At 69.8% G+C, this 20,953-nt stretch carries 20 protein-coding genes and 1 pseudogene; 9 read left to right on the top strand and 12 right to left on the bottom strand.

Annotation, left to right across the window (positions count from 1 at the left end):
• Window positions 1-132: 132 nt before the first annotated feature.
• The 3 genes from H5399_RS12415 to H5399_RS12405 all read right to left on the bottom strand — a co-directional run bounded on the left by H5399_RS12415 (window position 133) and on the right by H5399_RS12405 (window position 3,713).
• Window positions 133-726: an ElyC/SanA/YdcF family protein gene (locus H5399_RS12415; protein WP_182783355.1), complete on the bottom strand. Its 594-nt coding sequence runs from the start codon at window positions 724-726 to the stop codon at window positions 133-135.
• Window positions 727-805: 79 nt separating this feature from the next.
• Window positions 806-2,479: a glucose-6-phosphate isomerase gene (gene pgi / locus H5399_RS12410; protein WP_182783354.1), complete on the bottom strand. Its 1,674-nt coding sequence runs from the start codon at window positions 2,477-2,479 to the stop codon at window positions 806-808.
• 151 nt (window positions 2,480-2,630) lie between these two features.
• Window positions 2,631-3,713, bottom strand: a complete 1,083-nt coding sequence (locus tag H5399_RS12405) for an SH3 domain-containing protein (RefSeq protein WP_182783353.1) — start codon at window positions 3,711-3,713, stop codon at window positions 2,631-2,633.
• A gap of 168 nt (window positions 3,714-3,881) precedes the next feature.
• Here H5399_RS12405 and H5399_RS12400 point away from each other — a divergent pair, with 168 nt between their 5' ends.
• Complete coding sequence (locus tag H5399_RS12400; RefSeq protein WP_182783352.1) at window positions 3,882-5,108, top strand: carboxypeptidase-like regulatory domain-containing protein; 1,227 nt, start codon at window positions 3,882-3,884, stop codon at window positions 5,106-5,108.
• Here the strand turns inward: H5399_RS12400 and H5399_RS12395 are convergent.
• Window positions 5,105-5,716, bottom strand: a complete 612-nt coding sequence (locus H5399_RS12395) for a hypothetical protein (RefSeq protein WP_182783351.1) — start codon at window positions 5,714-5,716, stop codon at window positions 5,105-5,107. The genes H5399_RS12400 and H5399_RS12395 overlap by 4 nt on opposite strands.
• Window positions 5,717-5,803: 87 nt before the next feature.
• Here H5399_RS12395 and H5399_RS12390 point away from each other — a divergent pair, with 87 nt between their 5' ends.
• Complete coding sequence (locus H5399_RS12390) at window positions 5,804-7,168, top strand: MFS transporter (RefSeq protein WP_182783350.1); 1,365 nt, start codon at window positions 5,804-5,806, stop codon at window positions 7,166-7,168.
• A 45-nt stretch (window positions 7,169-7,213) separates the two neighbouring features.
• On the opposite strand, the pseudogene H5399_RS18120 reads toward H5399_RS12390, so the two are convergent.
• Together H5399_RS18120 and H5399_RS12385 are read right to left on the bottom strand one after the other, a co-directional pair.
• Window positions 7,214-7,441: pseudogene (locus H5399_RS18120) on the bottom strand (VanZ family protein); the annotation flags it as partial.
• 131 nt (window positions 7,442-7,572) lie between these two features.
• Window positions 7,573-8,661, bottom strand: a complete 1,089-nt coding sequence (locus tag H5399_RS12385) for an LCP family protein (RefSeq protein WP_182783349.1) — start codon at window positions 8,659-8,661, stop codon at window positions 7,573-7,575.
• A gap of 109 nt (window positions 8,662-8,770) precedes the next feature.
• Here H5399_RS12385 and H5399_RS12380 point away from each other — a divergent pair, with 109 nt between their 5' ends.
• A complete protein-coding gene (locus H5399_RS12380) occupies window positions 8,771-9,625 on the top strand; it encodes a cytochrome b5-like heme/steroid binding domain-containing protein (RefSeq protein WP_182783348.1) in 855 nt (284 codons plus the stop codon).
• Between the two features lie 7 nt (window positions 9,626-9,632).
• On the opposite strand, the gene H5399_RS12375 is transcribed toward H5399_RS12380, so the two are convergent.
• From H5399_RS12375 to H5399_RS12355, 5 genes are all read right to left on the bottom strand, one after another.
• Window positions 9,633-10,025 (bottom strand): DUF302 domain-containing protein, encoded by a 393-nt coding sequence (locus H5399_RS12375; RefSeq protein WP_182783347.1) that lies wholly within the window; start codon window positions 10,023-10,025, stop codon window positions 9,633-9,635.
• 73 nt (window positions 10,026-10,098) lie between these two features.
• Window positions 10,099-10,494, bottom strand: coding sequence for a thioredoxin (trxA, locus tag H5399_RS12370; RefSeq protein ID WP_182783346.1), 396 nt, complete (start codon window positions 10,492-10,494; stop codon window positions 10,099-10,101).
• Between the two features lie 24 nt (window positions 10,495-10,518).
• Window positions 10,519-10,974: a hypothetical protein gene (locus H5399_RS12365; protein ID WP_182783345.1), complete on the bottom strand. Its 456-nt coding sequence runs from the start codon at window positions 10,972-10,974 to the stop codon at window positions 10,519-10,521.
• Between the two features lie 162 nt (window positions 10,975-11,136).
• The gene (locus tag H5399_RS12360; RefSeq protein ID WP_182783344.1) at window positions 11,137-11,850 is read right to left on the bottom strand and encodes a response regulator transcription factor; all 714 of its coding nucleotides are present in this window, start codon (window positions 11,848-11,850) and stop codon (window positions 11,137-11,139) included.
• Complete coding sequence (locus H5399_RS12355) at window positions 11,850-13,094, bottom strand: sensor histidine kinase (RefSeq protein ID WP_182783343.1); 1,245 nt, start codon at window positions 13,092-13,094, stop codon at window positions 11,850-11,852. Before H5399_RS12355 ends, H5399_RS12360 begins: the two co-directional genes overlap by 1 nt.
• Window positions 13,095-13,371: 277 nt before the next feature.
• Between H5399_RS12355 and H5399_RS12350 the strand changes: the two genes are divergently transcribed.
• Window positions 13,372-14,292: an ABC transporter ATP-binding protein gene (locus H5399_RS12350; RefSeq protein WP_182783342.1), complete on the top strand. Its 921-nt coding sequence runs from the start codon at window positions 13,372-13,374 to the stop codon at window positions 14,290-14,292.
• Window positions 14,289-15,122, top strand: coding sequence for an ABC transporter permease (locus H5399_RS12345; RefSeq protein WP_182783341.1), 834 nt, complete (start codon window positions 14,289-14,291; stop codon window positions 15,120-15,122). Before H5399_RS12350 ends, H5399_RS12345 begins: the two co-directional genes overlap by 4 nt.
• A gap of 15 nt (window positions 15,123-15,137) precedes the next feature.
• Here the strand turns inward: H5399_RS12345 and H5399_RS12340 are convergent, their stop codons facing one another.
• On the bottom strand, window positions 15,138-17,012 hold the full coding sequence (locus H5399_RS12340) for an ABC transporter ATP-binding protein (protein WP_182783340.1): 1,875 nt from the start codon (window positions 17,010-17,012) through the stop codon (window positions 15,138-15,140).
• 102 nt (window positions 17,013-17,114) lie between these two features.
• Between H5399_RS12340 and H5399_RS12335 the strand changes: the two genes are divergently transcribed.
• The 4 genes from H5399_RS12335 (at window position 17,115) to H5399_RS12320 (ending at window position 20,948) form a co-directional block, all read left to right on the top strand.
• Window positions 17,115-17,570, top strand: coding sequence for a MarR family winged helix-turn-helix transcriptional regulator (locus H5399_RS12335; RefSeq protein WP_182783339.1), 456 nt, complete (start codon window positions 17,115-17,117; stop codon window positions 17,568-17,570).
• Entirely contained in the window at window positions 17,548-18,645 is a 1,098-nt protein-coding gene (locus H5399_RS12330) for an alpha/beta hydrolase (RefSeq protein ID WP_182783338.1), read from the top strand. The genes H5399_RS12335 and H5399_RS12330 overlap by 23 nt, the downstream gene beginning before the upstream one ends.
• 303 nt (window positions 18,646-18,948) lie before the next feature.
• A complete protein-coding gene (locus H5399_RS12325; RefSeq protein WP_182783337.1) occupies window positions 18,949-19,974 on the top strand; it encodes a LacI family DNA-binding transcriptional regulator in 1,026 nt (341 codons plus the stop codon).
• Complete coding sequence (locus H5399_RS12320) at window positions 19,971-20,948, top strand: sugar ABC transporter permease (RefSeq protein WP_182783336.1); 978 nt, start codon at window positions 19,971-19,973, stop codon at window positions 20,946-20,948. The genes H5399_RS12325 and H5399_RS12320 overlap by 4 nt, the downstream gene beginning before the upstream one ends.
• Window positions 20,949-20,953: the final 5 nt, after the last annotated feature.

Raw genomic sequence — 20,953 nt, 5'->3', positions numbered from 1 at the left:
CAACCAGCATTCTACCTAGCCAACACGTCATTGACCCGGCTCAACACCCACTGATCAACCATCCACCCCGACAGACCAGGCCGGCCCATCAAATCCCAGGCTCGCCGATTAATCAGCGTTTCCCTAAGCCGATCAGTCCTCGACGGCACTCCCGAGCGACGGGTCCGGCGGGTCCTGCTGGGGCCGGCGCGCAGAGAACACGTCCCACTCCATCTTGAGGTTGGCCGCCCACTCGCGGCTCACGCCCTTGAACCAGTTGAGCGGGTAGCGGCGCAGCATGGACGTGTCCCCCACACCCACCGCGTCGACGCCCACCAGCGAGCAGATCGCGATGGCCCGGCCCAGGTGGTAGTCCTGCGTGATGACGGTGAGCTCCCGCACCCCGTACACGTCGCGGGCGCGCACGCAGGAGTCGTAGGTGTCGAACCCAGCGGGGTCCTGCACGATCTTCTCGGCCGGGACGCCCCGCTCAACAAGGTAGTCGCGCATGACGTCGGTCTCGTGATTGGATCGCGCCATGCCGTCACCGCTGACCAGGATGGCCTTGATCCTGCCCTGCTCGTAGAGCCGCTGGGCAAGGTCCAGGCGTGCGGCCAGGAAGGCCGAGGGCCTGTCCCTGTCTGCCTTGGCACCCAGAACGAGACCGACGTCACGGGCGGGCACCGTCTGGACCGTGGCGGTGCGCCCGTGGGACAGCCAGGCCACCCGCACGCCGCTGACCACCACCGGGACCAGCCCGAGGGTCAGCAGCGCGCCGAGGATCAGCGCGGCACGGCGCCGTCTGCCACGCCCCCCGGCCGGCGTCTCAGAGGCGATGATCGCGGTACCAGCGCACGAGCGACTGGGTGGACGGGTCCTGCTTGGCTAGAGCCGCGGCATTGCCCAGCACCGCCGGCGCGATCTCCATGGCCAGCTTCTTGCCCAGCTCGACACCCCACTGATCGAAGGAGTCGATGCCCCACACGATGCCCTGCACGAACGTGATGTGCTCGTACAGCGCGATGAGCTGGCCCACCACAGAAGGGGTGAGGGCCGGCGCCATGATGGACGTGGTGGGCTTGTTGCCGGTGAACACCCGGGCCGGGACGATTGCCTCCGGGGTGCCCTCCGCGCGGACCTCGTCGGCCGTCTTACCGAAGGCCAGCGCGGCGGTCTGTGCGAAGAAGTTGGCGAGGAAGAGTCCGTGGACGTCGGTGTCACCGTCGAGGGTGGGGTGCGCCGGGTTGGCCACTGCAATGAAGTCTGCCGGGATGAGGCGGGTGCCCTGATGGATCAGCTGGTAGAAGGCGTGCTGGCCGTTGGTGCCGGGCTCCCCCCAGAAGATCTCGCCGGTGTCGGTGGTGACGGGGGTACCGTCCCAGCGCACCGACTTGCCGTTGGACTCCATGGTGAGCTGCTGCAGGTACGCGGCGAACCGGTGCAGGTACTGCGCGTACGGCAACACGGCGTGGCTGTGGGCGCCCCAGAAGTTGACGTACCAGACGTTCATGAGGCCCATGAGCAGCGGCACGTTGCGCTCGGGCACCTCGGTGCGGAAGTGGACGTCGACGGCGTGGAAGCCCGCAAGGAAGTCGCGGAAGCCCTCCGGGCCGATGGCGATCGCCACGGGCAGGCCGACGGCGGAGTCCACCGAGTAGCGGCCGCCCACCCAGTCCCAGAACCCGAAGGCATTGGCGGGGTCGATGCCGAAGGCGGCCACCTTGTCCAGCGCGGTGGACACGGCGACGAAGTGCTTGGCGATCGCGCCGCGGCGGGCCTCGTCGGAGTCCTCGACGACCCCGGCCTCGGCGAGCCTGGACAGGAACCAGTCGCGAGCCATCCGGGCGTTGGTGAGGGTCTCGAGCGTGGTGAACGTCTTCGAGGCCACGATGAACAAGGTGGTGGTGGGGTCCAGGTCCGCGAGGGTCTCGGCGCAGTCGTTGGGGTCGATGTTGGAGACGAAGCGGCACTCGAGGCCGTCCTGCTTGTAGGGCAGGAGCGCCTCATAGACCATGACCGGCCCGAGGTCTGAGCCGCCGATGCCGATGTTGACCACCGTCTCGATCCGCTGGCCGGTGACGCCCGTCCACTCGCCGGAGCGGACCTTGTCCGCGAACGCGTACATCCGGTCCAGGACCTCGTGGACGTCGGCCACCACGTCCTGGTCGTCGACGACCAGGCTCGCCTCGCGCGGCAGCCGCAGTGCCGTGTGGAGGACCGAGCGGTTCTCGGTGACGTTGATGCGCTCGCCGTCGAACATGGCGTCGCGGCGGTCAGCCAGGTTGACCTGTTCGGCGAGCCGCAGGAGGGCGGCGACGACGTCCTCGTTGATGAGGTTCTTGGAGAGGTCGATGTGGAGGTCCGCCATGTCGAAGGTGAGCTCGGCGGCCCTGTTGGGGTCCGCCTCGAACCAGCCGCGCAGGTCCGGGAGGAGCGCGTCGTGGAGGATGCGGAGGTCCGCCCAGGCTTCAGTGGTGGTGGCGTCAACCGGAGTGATCATGACCCCAGCCTAGGGGGCCTGCTCCGCCCGCGACCATGGGCCCGGGTGGGCTTTGAGCAAATGGGAGGGCTCAACGCGGAAACAGGGGGTCTTGATCGTTCAAGGGATAGGCGAACCGTGCCATTTGCTCAACGCCCACCCTCCCCCAGGGTCAGCGAACGCTGATATGCACGTGGTCGTAGTGGTTGGCGCTGACGCTCCCGCGGTCGGAAAAGCTGCGCCACCCGTCGCCGGAGCGCTGTGCCGTCCAGATCTTCTGGGCGTAGAGCACCTCGATGACACCCAGCGACGATGCGTTGGCACGCGCCCACCTGGCGATCTCCCAGCCGGCCTCACCTGAGACCATGACATCGATGGCCTGCCCGGAGCTGTGGTACGAGCCGCTGTCCGCGCGGTAGCCGCCGTAGCTGTCAACCGATGGGAACTCGGCGCACACCGCCCGCAGGACCGCGCGGGTGCGGGAGGTGAGCCCGGACTCGATGCCGGAGGCCGCTGCGCACGCCTCCGTCGAGAATCCGGACGAGCTGCCGCCGGATGCGGCCGCGGTCTTCGAGGGGGCCGCGGCGACCACGGGCTTGGTCTCGGTCAGGAAGCTCTCCTTGATCCAGCCGGACTTCTCCGACCACACCACCTGGCGCCAACCGTCGACGGCCCACTCGGTGATCTGCACGGACCTGCCCTCGCTCAGCGTGGTGCGGGCGTCGTAGCCCACGCCGGGACCGACGCGGAGGTTGACGCCGGCCGTGGTGTAGCGGGTCCCCGCGCCCTCCCGCATGGCGGTGTAGTCCACGGGCTCGGGGCTGGGCGTCTCGACAGCCGCGGGCACGCTCGCGGTCGCGGTCGTCGCCGCTACCTCCGCGGCCGTCGCGCTGGGGATTGTCGAGGCGGTCGGTGTCGCGGACGGGGTCTGCGACGCGGCGGCGCTCGTAGACGCGGAGGGCGTCGGGGAAACGGGGGCGGTGAGCGACGGGCGGGCATAGTTGCGCGACACACCGAACGGGCTGGACGCCGCCAGGCTCGGGTCCGTCAGCTCGAGGCCGGCTTCGGTGCCGGGGAGGGCCATGGCCGCAGCCGCCAGGCCCACCACACCGAGGAAGGTCACCGGCGCCAGCACGCGACGCACCAGGGCACCGCGCGGAGCCGATCCGGCGGCGCGACGGGCGGGCACAGAGCCCGCGACTTCCACCACGTCGCCGTCGTCGCCTGGCATCGTGGCACGTCGCGCTCCAGCCATGCCCACCTCATTCCCTGAGAACTTTAAGAAACCTTAAGATTCATCTCAGGATACGTGTTCACCGGCGAAACGCAAGCCCGCGTTCCGGCGTCGGCCCAGTGGTCGTCCTCAGCAAATCCTCAGCAGTCGGATACGATTCCCCCACCTGATGCAGGAATGGAACCATCGATGCTCCCCACCCCCGTGCGCGCAGCCCTGGCCGCGACCCTCGTGTCGGTCTTCGCGCTCCTGGCACTGCCTGCGCACGCTGCCCCCTCCACCCTGAAGGCGAGCTTTGCGGTCGCGGGTGATGAGGTCGAGATTGCCGGCACCCTCACGTCGGAGGGAGAACCGGTGAAGCGGGCAGACCTGGTGGCCACGCTGGACGGGCGTGAGATGGAGTCTGACCGCACCAACAACGACGGCGAGTTCGACATGAACTTCGACCTCCCCGACACCCTGGCCGTCGGTCAACACGTGGTGGCCGTCGTGTTTGGCGGGTCGCGCGGCGTGGACCCAGCCCGGGCCGAGACCACCATCACAGTGGGCACGCCAGCCGACAACAACGACGATGACGGGAACAACGGCGGCGGAAACGACGGCGACGGAAACGACGGCGGCGGAAACGACGGCGGCGCCACGCCGAAGCCCACGCCCACCGCGACACAACCCGGCGCCACCCAGCAGCCGGGCACCGACGGCGGCGGCGCGGCCACTCAGGAGCCCGCCAAGCCGGCCGCGCTGACCCTCACCGCCCAGGCCCCCGGCGGCGCCGTCAACGGCTCGGTGATCACCATCACGGGGCGCCTGACCGACGCCAACGGCAACGGCATCGGCTCCGCCGGCATCAGCGTCGCCGACGCCGGCGGCCAGGTCGACGAGTCCTTCACCGTCACCACCTCAACCGGCGCCTACGAGGCCCTCTATGCGATTCCCGAAGCGCAGCCCGCCGGCACACTCACCCTGACCCTGTCCTTCGCGGGCACGGCACAGCTGAGCGCGGCCAAGGCCCAAGCCGCCATCGCCATCGAGCACACCGTGGTGGCCACGGCGACCCCCACCCCCACGGGCTCACCCACCCCGTCGACCTCTGCCACGCCCACACCGTCGGCCTCGCCCTCACCCTCCGAGGATGACACCACCCCTGCCACGACCCCGACCGATGCCATCGGCCCCGTCTCCTGGTTCCTCGTGGCCTCCGTCGTGGTGGGCGGGTCCGCCCTCATCGCCACGGCGGTCATGGTCTTCCGTGGCGCGAAGGCCTCTCGACTCGGGGACGACGAGGGCACCTCCATCGACTTCCTCGACGACACGCTGAGCCAGACCGAGACGCTGCACGGGATGCTCGGCCCCGATCCGGCCGGCGAGGCGCCCCGGGGTCAACGGCCGGCGCGGGCCATGCCGGACGACATCTAGGCTCGGGCGGCCATCGCCTTCTCGACGGTGAGGAAGGAGCCGCAGCGGTCGCGCAGCATGGACAACGAGCCGCCGCTCACGGCGTCGCCCAGCAGCGCGGTGTCCACGCACGCCGCTGCCGACCCGGCCTTGCCCCACTCCCCCGCCGCGTAGGCGCCGAGCCCGCCGAGCGGAATCACGCGGCTCGCCATCCCCAACTCGGCCAATCGCGGCGCCATGGCGTGCCCGATCACGTCAGCGGGATACAGGAGCACTCCGGTGGCCGAGGTGTCCAGCGCCGCCCGCACCTCCGTCGGCGTCATCGCGCTGAGGTAGCAGGGCAGCTCCAGGGCCGACGCCGCGTCCGCGATCCGCCCTGAGGCCACGTCGCTGAAGACGAAGCGCGCGCCCGCGGCGGAGGCCGCCGTGACCTGGTCCACCGACGCCACCCTGAGCGCCCCCAGCGTGGCGCGCTCGCCGAAGATGGCCACCATGTCGTCGAAGGCGCCGGCCCCCACCGGGAGCGCGAAGAAGGAGAAGCCCTCCTCGATGAGGACCTCCACGACGCCGACGAGGTCGTCGGTTGGGGCGTCGGGCAGGCAGACGATGAGGCCGCGGAGGGTGAGCATGGCCCAATTCTGCCCCACCGCCCGCCGCGCGGGATCACGCCCGGCCGCGGCCGCACACCAGGGTCCCGCGCTCCCTAGACTGCGGGCATGTCTGGTCTCCTCACCCGCACGCAACGCCTCGACGAGCTGCCCTACACCCGGAAGCACAACAAGCTCCTCTTCGGCTCCGGCGTCGGATGGGCGCTCGACGCGATGGACATCGGACTGATCTCCTTCATCATGGCCGCGCTGGCCCAGGAGTGGAGCCTCACCGGCGGGGAGCTGTCGCTGCTGGGATCGGTGGGGTTCGTCGGCATGGCGTTCGGCGCCTCGCTCGGAGGGCTGCTCGCGGACCGCATCGGCCGCAGGCAGGTTTTCGCTCTGACCCTGCTCGTCTACGGCGTGGCCACCGGCCTCTCCGCACTCTCCGGCGGGCTGGCCGCGCTGATCATCTTCCGGTTCATCGTCGGCCTCGGCCTGGGCGCCGAGCTGCCGGTGGCCTCCACCCTGGTCAGCGAGTTCGCGCCCCGCAGGATCCGCGGGCGCGTGGTGGTGGCGCTGGAGTCGTTCTGGGCCGTCGGTTGGCTGGCCGCGGCCACCATCGGCTTCTTCGTGGTGCCCAACGAGAACGGCTGGCGGTGGGCGTTGGCGTTCGGCGCCATCCCGGCCGCCTACTCCCTCGTGGTCCGCTACGGCCTGCCCGAGTCCGTCCGATTCCTGGAGGGCAAGGGCCGCCACGCCGAGGCCGAGGCCGTCGTCGCGGACTTCGAGCGCGAGGCGGGCGTCACCGTCCCGGAGGACGCGAAGGCCCCCGACGTCACCCTCCAGGTGGTCGTCGTCGACAAGAGCGAGCTGTGGGGGGACAGGTTCAAGCGCCGCACCGTCGCATTGTGGCTGACCTGGTTCGGGATCAACTTCGCCTACTACGGCGCGTTCATCTGGCTGCCCACGCTGCTCTACGACGGCGGCATGACGCTGGTGAAGTCGTTTGAGTTCACGCTGTACATGACGCTGGCCCAGCTGCCTGGCTACGCGGTCGCGGCGGTGCTGGTGGAGGTGTGGGGCCGCCGGCCCACGCTGGTGACGTTCCTCGGCGGCTCCGTGGTGGGCGCCCTCGCGTTCGGCATGGCCCCGCAGGTGGCCGAGTCCGTGGCTCCAGGCTCGGAGTCCGCGGCCTTCGCCATCACGCTGGCGGCCGGCTGCATCCTGTCGTTCTTCAACCTGGGTGCCTGGGGCGCCCTCTACGCCATCACCCCCGAGGTGTACCCGACCGCGATGCGCGCCTCCGGGGCCGGGGCCGCGACGGCCTTCGGCCGGATCGCGGCGATGCTGGCTCCGCTACTGGTCCCGTGGATCGTGGCCGGCTTCGGCCGCCCCGCGCTCTTCGCCCTCTTCGGCGTGATGTTCAGCATGGCGATGGTTGCCGCCTGGTTCCTTCCGGAGTACACCGACCGGGCGCTCGACGAGACCTGACCCATCCGCCGCGGCCCTGTTCACGGCGGCGCCGGCGAGGGCGCCCAAGGCAGCGCCGAGGGTGTTGAAGGCCAGGTCGTGGCCGCTTGCGTCGCGGTCGGTGAAGTACTGAACCGTCTCGATCGCCACCGAGGCCCCCGCCCCGAGCGCCACCCAGACCCACCACCGCACGCGCGGCAGCCAAAGCGAGGCGAAGAAGGCCGACGGGAGCAGCATCAGGGTGTTGAGGACGCCGTCGGTCTGCTCCGGTGTGAGGTCCGCGCCCAACGCCACGGCCCGGCTCCAGATGTCCACCACGAGCCTATTGATCGTCCAGCCGTCGGCCACGAACACCAGCCATCCGATGGGGACGGCGGGTGCGACGGCGAGCCCGAGGGCCCACCAGCGGCGGCGCGGCGGGCGGCTCACTCCTCTGGGTCGACCTCGGCCACCTCGCCCAACGACCCGTCGAGGTTCGCGGCGTGGTACTCGTCCATGGTGTCCTCGGCGAGGGCCCGCGACAGCTCGGCCAGGCCGTCGTCATCCACGACCACCACCGACTGGCTGCCCACCATGCCCGTGCCGGAAACAGGCGCCTGCAGCATGCCGATCGAACCCGTCCCGGTGAGCCGCATGGACAGCGCGAGATCGGTGACGAACTGGTTGGTCATGCCGTCATCGACGGTCATGGTGTCCGCCATCTGGCCCACCACGTTGGAGAAGGTGACGGGGTTGGCCAGCGTGGCAGGCGTCATGATCTCGCGGATGATGGCCTTGACGACGGTGCGCTGCCGGTAGGCGCGGTCCAGGTCGCCGTTGGGGAGCGGGTAGCGCTCGCGGACGTAGACCAGAGCGCGCTCGCCGTCGAGGTGGATCTCACCCTCCTCGAACCGGGTGCCGGGGTTCTGCTCGGTGGCCCACGGGTTGTAGACGTTGATGCCGCCGACGGAGTCGACGAGCTGGATGAAGCCCTCGAAGTCGATCAGGACCGTGTGATCCATCCGGACCCCGGTGAGTTGCTCCAGGGTGCGGACGGTCAGCTGGGGGCCGCCGAAGGAGTAGGCCCAGTTGATCTTGCCCTTGCCGTGTCCGGGGATGTCCACCCACATGTCGCGGGGGAAGGACACCAGGTAGACGGCCTGCCGGTCGCCGGTGACGTGGGCGATCATGAGCGAGTCGCTTCGGCCCTCCTCGATGTCGCCGCGTGAGTCACTGGCCATGAGGACGAAGTTGAGGGGGGCCTCGGTCTGGGCCTCGCCCGACGCGGCGGGCGCGGGGGTGGCCGCCTCCGGGCGTCCCTCGTAGTCCTGGGGCGTCAGCTGCTGGTCGCGGTCGATGGAGTCCAGGGCCGAAAGGCCCCGGACCGCGTAGTACCCGGCGACGCCCAGCGCGAGCACCAGCACCCCGATGCAGGCCATGAGAAGCGCGAACATGGGGCCGCGGCGGCGCTTGTGCCTAGGCGGGGTGCCGTCGTCCAAGACGTCGAGTCCCTGCTCGTCTGCTGCTCTCTTCATGGGGCCATTGTCCACTGTCGCGGAATGCGGACCAACACGGGCGGGTCCTCGGCCGGATCGCGGGCGGCGGGGTGTTCCTTCTCGACGTGGTCCCGACTACCCTTTCTGCATGCTGGATACCGTGCTGGGCCTGCCTCTCCATCCGCTGGTGGTGCACGCGGTGGTGGTACTCCTGCCGCTCGTCGCGCTGGGTGTGATCGCCCTGGCCGCGGTCCCGAGGTGGCGTCCACGGTTTGCACTGGTGCTGCTCGGCCTGCTGGCTGTGGGGTCGGCTTCGGCGGTGGTGGCGATGCTCGCCGGCAACGCGCTGGCCGAGCGCGTGGGCTTGCCTGCCACGCATCAGACCTGGGGCACGGCGCTGGCGTTCACCTCCGTGGCCTACCTCGTCCTCGCCGGGGGGTGGCTGTGGTGGGTCCACAGTGACGAGGAGGAGCCGACGGCGGCGCAGGGCGCACTGGGGTGGGTCGCGGCGGTGCTGTCGGTGGTGATCCTGGTGCTCACCGTGGGCGCCGGCCATTCGGGCGCGACGGCGGTGTGGGGCGGGGTCGTGGCGTCGCCGGCCGCGACTGTGTCGCCGAGCGCGTCAGCCTCTGTGCCCTCAGTGACGCCGTCAATATCCTCCGCGCCGGCGGTGACCAGCGCCTCCCCTGCGAGCACGCCAGCGCCGGAGCCCAGCTCAACGCCGTCGCGGATCGGCACGCCGCCGGCCACCAGCACGTTCGTGCCCGAGGAGGGCTACTCGATGGCGACGGTCGAGGCGAACAACACGGCGGAGTCGTGCTGGGTGGCGGTCAACGGGTTCGTCTACGACGTGACGGACTGGATCCCGCAGCACCCCGGTGGTCCGGAGCGGATCATCCCGCTCTGCGGAACCGACGCCACGACGGCCTTCGGGACCCAGCACGGCGACGCGGACCTGCCGAACCAGCGACTCAGTCAGTTCCTCCTCGGCCCCCTCGCCTGACGATGGGTCAGGACGCCGCGACCCGCTCCAACGCCGCCTTGAGGCCGGCCCGGACCTCGAGCGCCACGGCTTCCATCTCCGGGTTTCCGGTCAGGGTCACCATCGTCTCCGGGTCGATCGTCTCCACCACCGTGACGCCGGCGCTGTGCCGGACCACCACGTTGCAGGGCAACAGCAACCCGAGCGACGGCTCCACCTGAATGCCGCGGTAGGCGAAGCGCGGGTTGCAGGCGCCGAGGATCACCTGGTCCTCGATGTCGACGTCGATCTTGTTCTTCAGGGTCTTCTTCAGATCGATCTCGGTGAGGATCCCGAACCCGCTCTCGGCGAGCGACTCCTTGATCATGGCCACGGCCTCGTCGAACGGGCGCTCCAGGTCGATTCGCAGTGCATAGCTCATGGGGTGCACCTCCTGAGACAGATCATGCCCGCCCAGCCGCGAACGCGCGGCGGGCGGGCATGATTCGTGCGGGTCAGGCGCGCTGTGCCTCGTCGAGCTGGGCCTCGGCGGCCTGTGCCTCGTCGAGCTGGCGGCGGACGTCGTCCATGTCGAGCGCCTCGATGGCGTCGATGACCTCTTCGAGGGCCTTCGCCGGCAGGGCGCCGGACTGGCGGAACACGAGGATCCCGTCACGGAAGGCCATCAGGGTGGGGATGGCGGAGATCTCCGCGGCGCCGGCGAGCGAGCGCTCGGCCTCGGTGTCCACCTTGCCGAAGCGGACATCGGGGTGGGCGTCGGCGGCCTTCTCGAAGACGGGGGCGAAGGCGCGGCAGGGCATGCACCAGTCGGCCCAGAAGTCGACGAAGGTGATCCCCTCGCTGGTCACGGTGGATTCGAAGTTCTCGGAGGTCAGTTCAAGAGTGGGCATGGGGGTTCCTTTCGAGGGGATTGATCAGCAGGATGCGTGGTCGGTGATGCGCTTGGCGGCGGCCATGCCGTAGCAGGCCAGGAGCACCACCATCGGGAACAGGGTGGCCGGGGCCTGAGCGAGCATGACCGGAGCCAGCAGGGTGGCCGCGGCCGGGATGATCCCGCATGAGCCGCCCGTGAGGTGCTCGCGTGCGGCAACCCCGACAGGCGGAATGTAGGTGGCCAGCGTGACAGCGCCGATCAGCGCGGCCAGCGACAGGCCGATCAGGTCCAGTGCGCCGGGCAGGGCATCAACACCCAGCGCATTCTGACGGGCAGAGATCAAGGCCACGAACAGGGCCGTGGCCGAGGCGAGCGCCGCCACCGTGTGACGCCGCGACCAGGCCGCCCGCCAATAGGCCGGCCCGCTGGCCGCGACCGTCACGTCGCCCAGAACCTGGTGCGTCCGGGGCGCGATGTCGTGTCCTGAAGTACTCACACCACCAGTATGCCATACCCCAGGGGGTATCCAAATCGTCGGTCTGAGGTCATGGCCACCCCGGGGCTGGGACCACCTTGCAGAGTGTGGGACCAAGGACGGTCTACCCTCCCCCAATCCCCACTCAAGAAAGGGGTGCCGTGCGGGGTCCGGATCCCGGGTCTAGCTCGAGGCCACCAGCCCGGTCTCGTAGGCGATGATGACCGCCTGGACCCGGTCCCGCACTCCGAGTTTGGTCAGAATGCTGCCGACGTGGGTCTTGACCGTGGCCGGGGAGACGCCGAGGTGTGACGCTATCTCGGCGTTCGTCAGGCCTCGCGCCACGTGGGCCAGGACGTCGAACTCGCGCTCGGTGAGACTGGCCAGGCGCGGATGTCGACGTGTCTGGTCCCTGTCCGCGCTGGGGAGTGGGAGCTGCTGGGCGTACTTCTCCAGGAGTCGCTTGGTGATCCGCGGCGCGAGGACGGCATCGCCGGCGGCGACGGCACGGACGGCTGAGATCATCTCTGCGGGCAGGGCGTCCTTGAGCAGGAATCCACTGGCGCCCGCCCGCAACGCCGCGTAGACGTACTCGTCCAGGTCGAACGTGGTGAGGATCAGCACTCGCGAGGCAGGGACCTGTTCGGTGATCAACGCGGTGGCCTGGATCCCGTCGCGTCCCGGCATCTGTACATCAAGGAGGACAACGTCTGGACCGAGCTGGTGGGCGAGGGCGACCGCGGTGTCGCCGTCACCAGCTTCACCTACCACCTCGAGATCCTGCTGCGACTCCAGCACAAGACGGAAACCCATCCGGACGAGCGCCTGGTCGTCGACCAGCAGCACCCGGATGGGGTCGGGGACGGGACGTGATGCGGGGTCGGAATGGTCGTTCATCAGCTCTCCTCCTCGTAGTGCAGCGTGGTGGTGACCTGCCAGCCTGCCGACGTCGGCCCTGTGGTCACCGTCCCACGGAAGGCGGCCGCCCTCTCCCGGATCCCCGCCAGGCCGTACCCGGCACCGGTGGGCTCCGTCTCGCCGCGGCCCCGTGCATTGACGACCACGATCGTCACATGATCCTGCGCCCTGTCCAGACGAACCTGGACGCTTCCGCTGTCAGGGGCATGCCGCAGCACGTTGGTGAGGCACTCCTGGACAACCCTGAAGACCGCGTGGCGGAGGTGCGGGTCCTTCGGGAGCGCCGGACCCCGCTCCACGAGAACGACCGGCAACCCTGCCTTGTCGAACGTCTCCACCAGGGCGGCAACGGTGTCAGCGGCGGGTCGCTCGTGGGCGGTGCCCGCCGCGCCAGCCCCCGGCGGAGCGGACTGCTCGTCGCGCAGCAGGCCGACGATGCGCCTCATGTCGGCCAATGCCGCCCGGCCCGTGCTGCTGAGTTCGTCCAGGGCCTCGCGCGCCCGGTCCGGGCGGTTGTCGAAGGACGCGGCTGCACCGTGGGCGAGAGCCACCATCACCGCCACCGAGTGCGCAACGACGTCGTGCATCTCCCGGGCCATCCGGGTACGCTCGGCCGCCGCGGCCAGCTGCTCGCGCTGCTCCTGCTCAAGCGCTAGTTGCCGGGCCCGCTCCTCCAGGGCAGCCACCTGTTCCCGGTGCCCCCTCACGGTGAGCCCCAGTGCAAGGGCGACGACCGTCACCAGCACCAGTCCCAACATCGTCGTCAGCAACAGCTCCAACGAGCCTGGAGGCTCAACGCCGACGGGTGGCCGCAGCGTCGCCAGGTAGGTCAGGAAGGCCGCCCCGAGGGCGACCGCCCACGCCGCCCAGGTCACGGCCGGTGGGCGTTGCGTCGCGACGCCGTAGACCGCGAAGGCCACGCCGAGCTCCGAGGCGACCGGATCACCGGTCACGACAGCCGTCACCACGAGCACCGCGACACTCACCGCGAGCACGACGATCGGGGCGCGGCGGCGGAAGAGGAGGGCCGCCGACTGGATGACGGATCCGGCCACCGCGACCGTCAACTCAGTGGCGGACAGGTCGACCCCGGGCGCGGTGCTGGTCACGGCGGCCAGCACCAGCAGCGTGCCGGCGCTCAGCAGGTCCATCCGTCGCGGGGAGGCGGTCAGCCAGGCGCGCGGCCGCGCCGTCGTCGGGCTGGACGCCGTCGATTCGGTCATGACAAGCCTTGCGGTGGGTGCGGGTCGATTCGGGAGCTGTCCCCAACCATCCTCTCAGACCGTTCCGGGGCGGGCGGGGTCCGACGGGGAACCGGCCTGGAGGGGTACCCCCGTCAAGCCCGCGTCCACCTGCAGGCGGAGACCCTGGCCCGGGAGGCGTAGGTGCGGCCGGGTGAAGCACGGCCCCCGGGGCGATGTGTGCCGGGGGGCCGTCGCCGTAGCGTCGAAGTACACGGTGGCCGCCCCCTGCGGCACCCGGTTTCCGCGAAGGAGAATGATGATCGAAGCGCGAGGGCTCACCAAACGCTACGGGGACAAGACGGCTGTCGACGGTGTGTCGTTCCAGGTGCGGCCGGGGACGGTGACCGGCTTCCTGGGCCCCAACGGCGCGGGCAAATCAACGACGATGCGCATGATCGTGGGCCTCGACCGGCCGACGGCGGGTTCAGTCACCGTCAACGGCAAGCCCTACGCCGCCCACGCGGCTCCACTGCGGGAGGTGGGGGTGCTGCTCGACGCCAGAGCCGTGGACACCGGGCGAAGCGCCTACCACCACCTGCGCGCCATGGCCGCCACCCACGCCATCCCGTCACGTCGCGTCCGCGAGGTGATCGGGATGACCGGGCTCGACGCCGTGGCCGACAAGCGCGTGGGCGGTTTCTCCCTGGGCATGGGTCAGCGGCTGGGGATCGCCGCCGCCCTGCTGGGCGACCCGGAGACGCTCATCCTCGACGAGCCGGTCAACGGACTCGACCCCGAGGGCGTGAAGTGGGTCCGCACGATGGTGCGGCAACTGGCAGCTGAAGGACGGACGGTCTTCATCTCGTCGCACCTGATGAGCGAGATGTCCCAGACCGCCGATGAACTCCTCGTGATCGGCCGCGGGAGGATCATCGCCTCCGGCCCCATCCGCGACGTGATCGCGTCGGCAACCCAGACCGTCGTCCGGGTGGTCGCCCCTCGCGGGGCGAACGTCGCAGAACTCCTCGCCACGAACGGGGCGACCGTCACCACACTGGGCCCCACCCAGCTGTCCGTCGAGGGGCTGAGTTGCGCGCAGATCGGCGACCTCGCCGCAGGTCAGGGACTGGCCCTGCACGAACTGACACCCCAACATCCCTCACTCGAGGACGCCTACCTCTCCCTCACCCGCGACGAGGTCGAGTACCAGACAACGACCACGAAGGAACTCCGATGAACACCGACCTCATCAGCCGCTCCGATTCCACCTCACGGGTGCCGGTCAAACCGGTCTCGTTCATCCGGGTGCTGCACTCGGAGTGGATCAAGATGTGGAGCCTGCGCTCCACCTACTGGACGGTGGCCGCCACGCTGGTGGCCATGGTGCTGATGGCCGTCCTGACGGGGTTCGCCGCCACGATGGCCGAGGGCCACGGGGGCCCGGACGGGCGGATGGCGATCGGCATGGGCTACACGTTCGCCCAGGTCGTCGTCGCTGTGCTCGGAGTGCTGACGATCACCGGCGAGTACGGCACCGGCATGATCCGCTCCACGTTCGCCGCGGTCCCCACCAGGCTCTCAGCGCTCGGAGCCAAGGCGGTACTCGTGGCCGTCGTCGGATTTCTCCTGGGGATCGCCGGCGTCACCGTGTCCTACCTGGCCAGCTACCCACTGCTCGGCGCTGACGGCGCGGCCCCCCTCACCGACCCGGAGGTCCAGAGGATCTTCTGGGGAAGCGGGCTGTACCTCGCGGGGGTGGGGCTGTTCGGGCTGGGGATCGGGGCCATCATCCGGCGCACCGCGGGCGCGTTGACGCTCACGCTCGCCGTCCTGCTGATGCTCACCAGCCTGTGGCAGCTGCTGATGATGACGTCGGACTGGTTCATCGCGAGCTACCCGTACCTGCCCGCGATCGCCGGGGAGAGGATCGTCGCGCCCGAGGTCACCGCCGTCGTCGACGGCGCGCCTCAGGCGCTGGGTCCCTGGGCTGGCTTCGGCGTCTTCATGGCCTACATCGCCGTAACGTTCGTCATCGCGGGATTCCTGCTCCGCAGACGCGACGCCTGAGGAGCCAGGCCACGCTCACGCCGCGTGGGCGAGCCCCCCGCCGGCCTCGTCCACGCTGACCTGCTCGGCCCGCTGGCGGGCGGCCAACCTGGCGAGGGCACCGCCCGCGGCGAGCAGCCCCGCGTAGGTGCCACGCTCCGCGATCCGGCCGGCCTCGAGGACCACCACCTGCTCCGCATGCTCGACGGTGGAGAGGCGGTGCGCGATCGTCAGGGTGGTGCGGCCCTCGGCCAGCCGGTCGAGGGCCTGCTGGACCTCGGCCTCGGTGGTGTTGTCCAGAGCGCTGGTGGCCTCGTCGAGCACCAGGACCCGGGGGTTGCGCAGGATGGTCCGGGCGATGGCCAGCCGCTGCTGCTCGCCGCCGGAGAAGCGGTGTCCGCGCGCGCCCACCATGGTGTCCAAACCGTCGGGCAGGCCGGCGATGAGCGCCGAGATCCGCGCCGACTCCAACACCTCCCACAGGCGGTCCTCAGCGGCAGCCGGGTCAGCAAGGAGGAGGTTCTCCCGGACCGTGGCGTGCACGAGGTAGGTCTCCTGGCTGACCACGCCGACGATGCCCGCAAGGTCCTCGGGCGCGATGTCACGTACATCAACGCCATCGATGGTGATCCGGCCGACGGAGGGGTCGTGGAGGCGCGGGATGAGGGCGCCGAGCGTCGACTTCCCGGACCCGGTGGGCCCGACGACGGCGGTGGTGGTGCCGGCGGGGATGGCCAGGTCGATGCCTCGCAGCACGGGGGCACCGTCGCCGTAGGAGAAGGCGACGCCCTCGAAGCGCACCTCCCCGCGGACCGCCGAGGGGTCCAGGCGGACGGGGCGGGCAGGCGGCTGGACCTCGGGGACAAGGTCGAGGAATTCGAAGATCCGGCTGAACAAAGCGGTCGCGGTGACCCACTGGACCCCGACATTGAGCAGGCCCATCACGGGCCGGAACACGCTCGTCTGCAGCGCGGTGAACGCCACCAGCGTGCCGATGGTCATGCCGCCCGAGACCGCGGGGAAGCCGGCGGCGAGGTAGATGGCGGCCGGGATGGCCGCGAAGATGATGCCCATCGTCGCCATCCGCCACTGACCGGCGAGCTGCGAGCGCAACTCCAAGCCGACGAGGCGGTCAGAAGACTCGGTGAACAGCTCCCCGTTGCGGCCGGTGGTGCCGAGCGTCTTGGCCAGCCGGATCCCGGAGACGGACAGCCCCTCCTCCACCTGCGTGTGCAGGGTGGCGAGCTCGCGCTGGCGCTGGCTGGTGATGTCGCGGCGCAGCAGGGCGACGCGACGGCTGAGGAAGATGGCCGGCGGGAGAACCACCAGGGAGATCAGCGACAGCCGGGGCGAGAGCGCCACCATGGCGGCGGCGGTGGCGACGGCGGTGGTGAGGTTGGAGGCCACCGACGTGGCGGTGCTGGTCACCACGGACTGCATGCCGGAGATGTCGTGGGTGAGACGGGACTGGACGTCGCCGCCGCTGGTGCGGGTGAAGAAGCCCAGCGACTGACGCTGCAGGTGGGTGAACAGCGACGTGCGCAGGCTGTGCATCACCTGCTGGCCCATCCGGGTGGCGAGCCAGGTCTGGATCACGCCGATGCTGGCCGTGACGGCCGCCACCGCGACCATCGCGCCGGTCAGGAGGCCGAGCAGGCCGAGGTCCCGGTTGGGGAGGGCGTCGTCGATGACGCCTCGGACGAGGAACGGTTGCGCGAGGCCGACGATCGAGGACGCGCTGATCAGCAGCACGACGATGAGGATCGTGAGCTTGTGGGGGGCGAAGAGGGCGGCGACGCGCCGCAGATCGACGGGGTGCTGGGCGAGCTGGCGCTTGTCAGCGGGGTTGACCCGGGCCGGACCGCGCCCGCCTTCGGACCCGCCGCCGGGTGAAGTGTGGGGTGCTGCCATGAGGCATCGACCTCCTGCGAGAAAGGCGTGGAGTGGTTCGCACGCATTACTGAGGTTACCTCACTATGAGGCTGGAGGGCAACTCTGCAGTAGGCTGGCGAGATGGACACCTCGCACCCGGCTCACGAGCCGCAGGACCTGGGCTCCCTGTTTCACGCAGCCTTCCGCGGGCTGCGGAGCTCCTGGGCTGACCAGCTCTCGCCGTGGGAGATCACGCCGTTCCAGTGGCGCGCGCTGCACACGCTGGCGCGTGCCGACGGCGGCCTGCGCCTCAAGGACCTGGCGGAGCGGCTGCGGATCGCGCCGCGCTCAGCCACCGAGGTGGTGGACCAGCTGGAGTCTGCAGGCCTCGTCGACCGCACCCCGGACCCGGGCGATCGCCGCGCGGTCATCGTCGCCCCCACCCCGACCGGCCTGGAGATCCACGACGCGGTGATGTCGCAGCGCAAGGAACGCTCCGAGGAGTACTTCGCGGTGCTGTCGCCGGCCGAGCAGGACCAGCTCGCCGCGCTCCTGACGCTGCTGGCTGGGCCTCATGGGGAGCATCTCCCGCGGTAAATCGCCGCCAGTGGGCACCTCCCTGCCCACCCCACCATCGCTCCCTGAGGAATCCCGCATCGCGCAGCGATCGTGGGATGTCTCGAAGGGTCGGATCGCAGGCCGTGAGCAGGACTGGGGCCTGCTGCCCCGCGGCTGGACGCTTCACACCTGCGCCGAGGGTCGCGGCTACGGTTGCGCAATGGCGTGGACGCGAAGACTGCCGGGCGCGACTCTTGTGGTGGCGGTCGTGGCCGGCGTGCTGAAGGCCGGCGGCGCCGTCGTGGCCGGGCATTGGGCCTACCTGCTGTGGCTGGTCATCGCCGCGACCCTCGGAGCGAGCCTGCTCTGGTGGGGCGCCAGGGGCTCGACGCCGAAGCCAGGCACCGCACGGACGATCCGGCGCTGGGCCGCCGCCGCGCTGGGCGCCGGCTTCGCCGCCGCGACCTTCTGGCTGGCGCCGTATCCCGTCGATGTCGAGGACGCGGCGAGCATCGAGACCCCACCGGGAGTGGTGCTCACCTCGGACTCCACCTCGATCCGCCTCGACCCCTCCGACGCGGAGCCGCAGAGCGCCGGCGTCGTGTTCATCCCCGGCGCCCTGGTGGACCCGCGCGCCTACATCCCCCTCCTCACTCCCCTGGCGCAGGCCGGCCACCCCGTCTACATCGCCAAGCCGCCGCTCGGGATCGCCTTCCTCGCGCCCGGGGTGGTCACGCGTGCCGAGGCCGCATTTCCGGACGTCGCTGAATGGGTGGTGGCAGGTCACTCGCTGGGCGGAGCGGTGGGATCACAGCAGGCCGTCGACGACGGCGCCGCGGGCCTGATCCTGCTCGGGTCGTTCCCCATCGGCGACCTCTCCGGGTCGGACCTGTCCGTGCTCAGCGTGTCGGGGAGGAACGACGGCCTCGCCACTCCCGCCGACGTCGACGCGAGCAGGGCGAACCTCCCCGCCGACACCGAGTTCGTCGTGATCGACGGCGGAGTCCACGCCCACTTCGGGAACTACGGACCGCAGAGCGGCCACGGCACTGCTGAGGTCACCCGCGAGGAGGCCCAGGCCGAAACGGTTGCGGCCATCCTGGAGTTTCTCTGAGCGGATGCCGGCGTCCTTGGACCTGACCGGCCAACGATCCGAGACGGTAGATCAGCGCGCTCAAATGCAGCCGAGCCATGGACCCGGCGGAGGATTCCGCGGCCTGCGTTCCTCCAGATCGACCCTCGACCCACTGCAGAGCCAAGAGTGCGATCTAGAGGCACAACGGCCGCGCCGGCCCCTTGACCCCGCCCCCCAGGGGGCTGATTGGCTGGGGACCAACGCGGCAGAACCCAGGGGTTGACACACAAGCCGAGTGCGTCTAATGTCTCGTTATACGCATAACCCCCGAGGAGGTGTTCGATGGAGAACCAGCCCACCATGAACGATGTCGCCGCAGCCGCCGGCGTGTCGCAGGCCACGGTATCCATGGTGCTCAACGGGACCCAGTCCGGGCGTGTCTCCGCCGCCACCGCCCAGCGCGTCCTCGACGCCGCCAAGGATCTCGGCTTCCGGACCAACGTCCACGCCAAGGTCCTCCGCGAGGGCAAGTCGCGATTGATCGGCCTCATCGGCGACGAGGTGGCCACTACCCCGTTCGCCGGCGAGATGATCCTGGGCGCCCAGCAGGAGGCCTGGCGGCAGGGGTACGTGTTGCTCACCGTCGACACCACCGGTGATCCGCGCCTCGAGAGGGCGGCCATCTCCATGATGCAGTCCTACCGCGTGGCCGGCGTGATCTACGCGTCCATGTATCACCGCCGCTTCGAGCTCCCAGCCACGCTGGCCGCGACCACCACCGTCTGCGTGAACTCGCAGGACCTGACCGGCTCGGTCACCAGCATCTTCCCCGACGAGGTGGCCGGTGGCCGCGCGGCCGCCGAGGTCCTCCTCGACGCCGGCCACCGTCGCTTCGCCATGATCAACATCGGCCCCGAGGGCTCGTCGCTCCCCGCCGCCGCCGGCCGCCTTCAGGGGTTCACCGACGCCCTGGCCGACGCCGGGCTCGTACTGGACCCACGCCAGGTCCGTTACGGCAACGGCGCCTATGAGGACGGGCTCGCGTTCGGCGCGGAGCTTCTGCGCCAGGCAGACCGCCCCTCCGCCATCTTCTGCGGCAACGACCGCACGGCGCTCGGCACCTACCACGCCGCCTACCAGCTCGGCCTCTCCGTCCCCGACGATGTCAGCATCGTCGGCTTCGACAACCAGTCACTGTTGACCCCGATGTTCTCCCCGCGCCTCACGACGTTCCAGCTCCCGCTCGTGGAGATGGGGCGCCTCGCGGTCGCCGAAGTGCTGAGCCGGAGCTCAGCGCCGAAGCGGCTCGCCGTCGAATGTTCCCTTCAGACCCGCGATTCCGTCGCGCTCGCAAAGGTGCCCGCATGACAACCACCACCGCCACCCCACCAACCCTTCCGACCGGCGCAGCCGATGCGCCCCCTCCCCCGCGAAGACGCGTCTCGCGCCGCACGTCGATCCTTCGCTCGTGGCAGTTATACGTATTACTTGCTCCCGGCCTTATCTACCTGATCATCTTCAAGTACTGGCCGATGTACGGCGCGCAGATCGCGTTCCGCAACTACAACCCGGCTGACGGCTTCACAGGCAGCCCCTGGGTGGGGCTCATGCACTTCGAGCGGTTCATCAACTCGTTCCAGTTCGAGGAGCTCCTGGTCAACACCCTGACCATCAACACCGTCGGCCTGCTCGTCGCCTTCCCGGTGCCGATCGTCCTGGCGCTGATCGTCAACCAGCTCTCCTCGCCGCGGTTCAAGAAGATGGTGCAGACCGTCCTCTACGCGCCGTCCTTCATCTCCGTCGTGGTCGTGGTGGGCATGATCTTCCTGCTCTTCAGCCCGGGCGCCGGGATCGTCAACAACGTCATCGAGCTCTCCGGCGGCGAGCCCGTCTTCTTCATGGGCGACCCGGACTGGTTCCGACCCCTCTACATCGGCTCGGACGTTTGGCAGAACGCGGGCTTCTCGATGATCATCTACCTCGCGGCACTCACCGCCATCGACCCCTCCCTGCACGAGGCGGCCAAGATGGACGGCGCCAACAAGTTCCGGCGGATCTGGCACATCGACATCCCCGGCATCCTGCCCGTGGTGACGATCCTCTTCGTCCTGGCCATCGGCAGCATCTTCAACCTCGGGTTCGAGAAGGTCTACCTGATGCAGACCCCGCTCAACCTCGAGACCTCCGAGATCATCAACACCTACGTGTACAAGGCCGGCCTCCAGCAGGCGCAGTTCAGCTACTCGGCCGCCATCGGGCTGTTCAACTCGGTGCTCAATCTCATCCTTCTCGTGACGTTCAACTTCGTCGCCAAGAAGGCCAACCAATCCTCTCTCTGGTGAGCCAC

The sequence above is a fragment of the Tessaracoccus sp. MC1627 genome (assembly GCF_014164725.1).
In the GTDB taxonomy this organism is placed as follows: Bacteria; Actinomycetota; Actinomycetes; order Propionibacteriales; family Propionibacteriaceae; genus Arachnia.
Note: the sequence above shows the minus strand (reverse complement) of the source record. Positions and strands in the feature narration are given on the sequence as shown.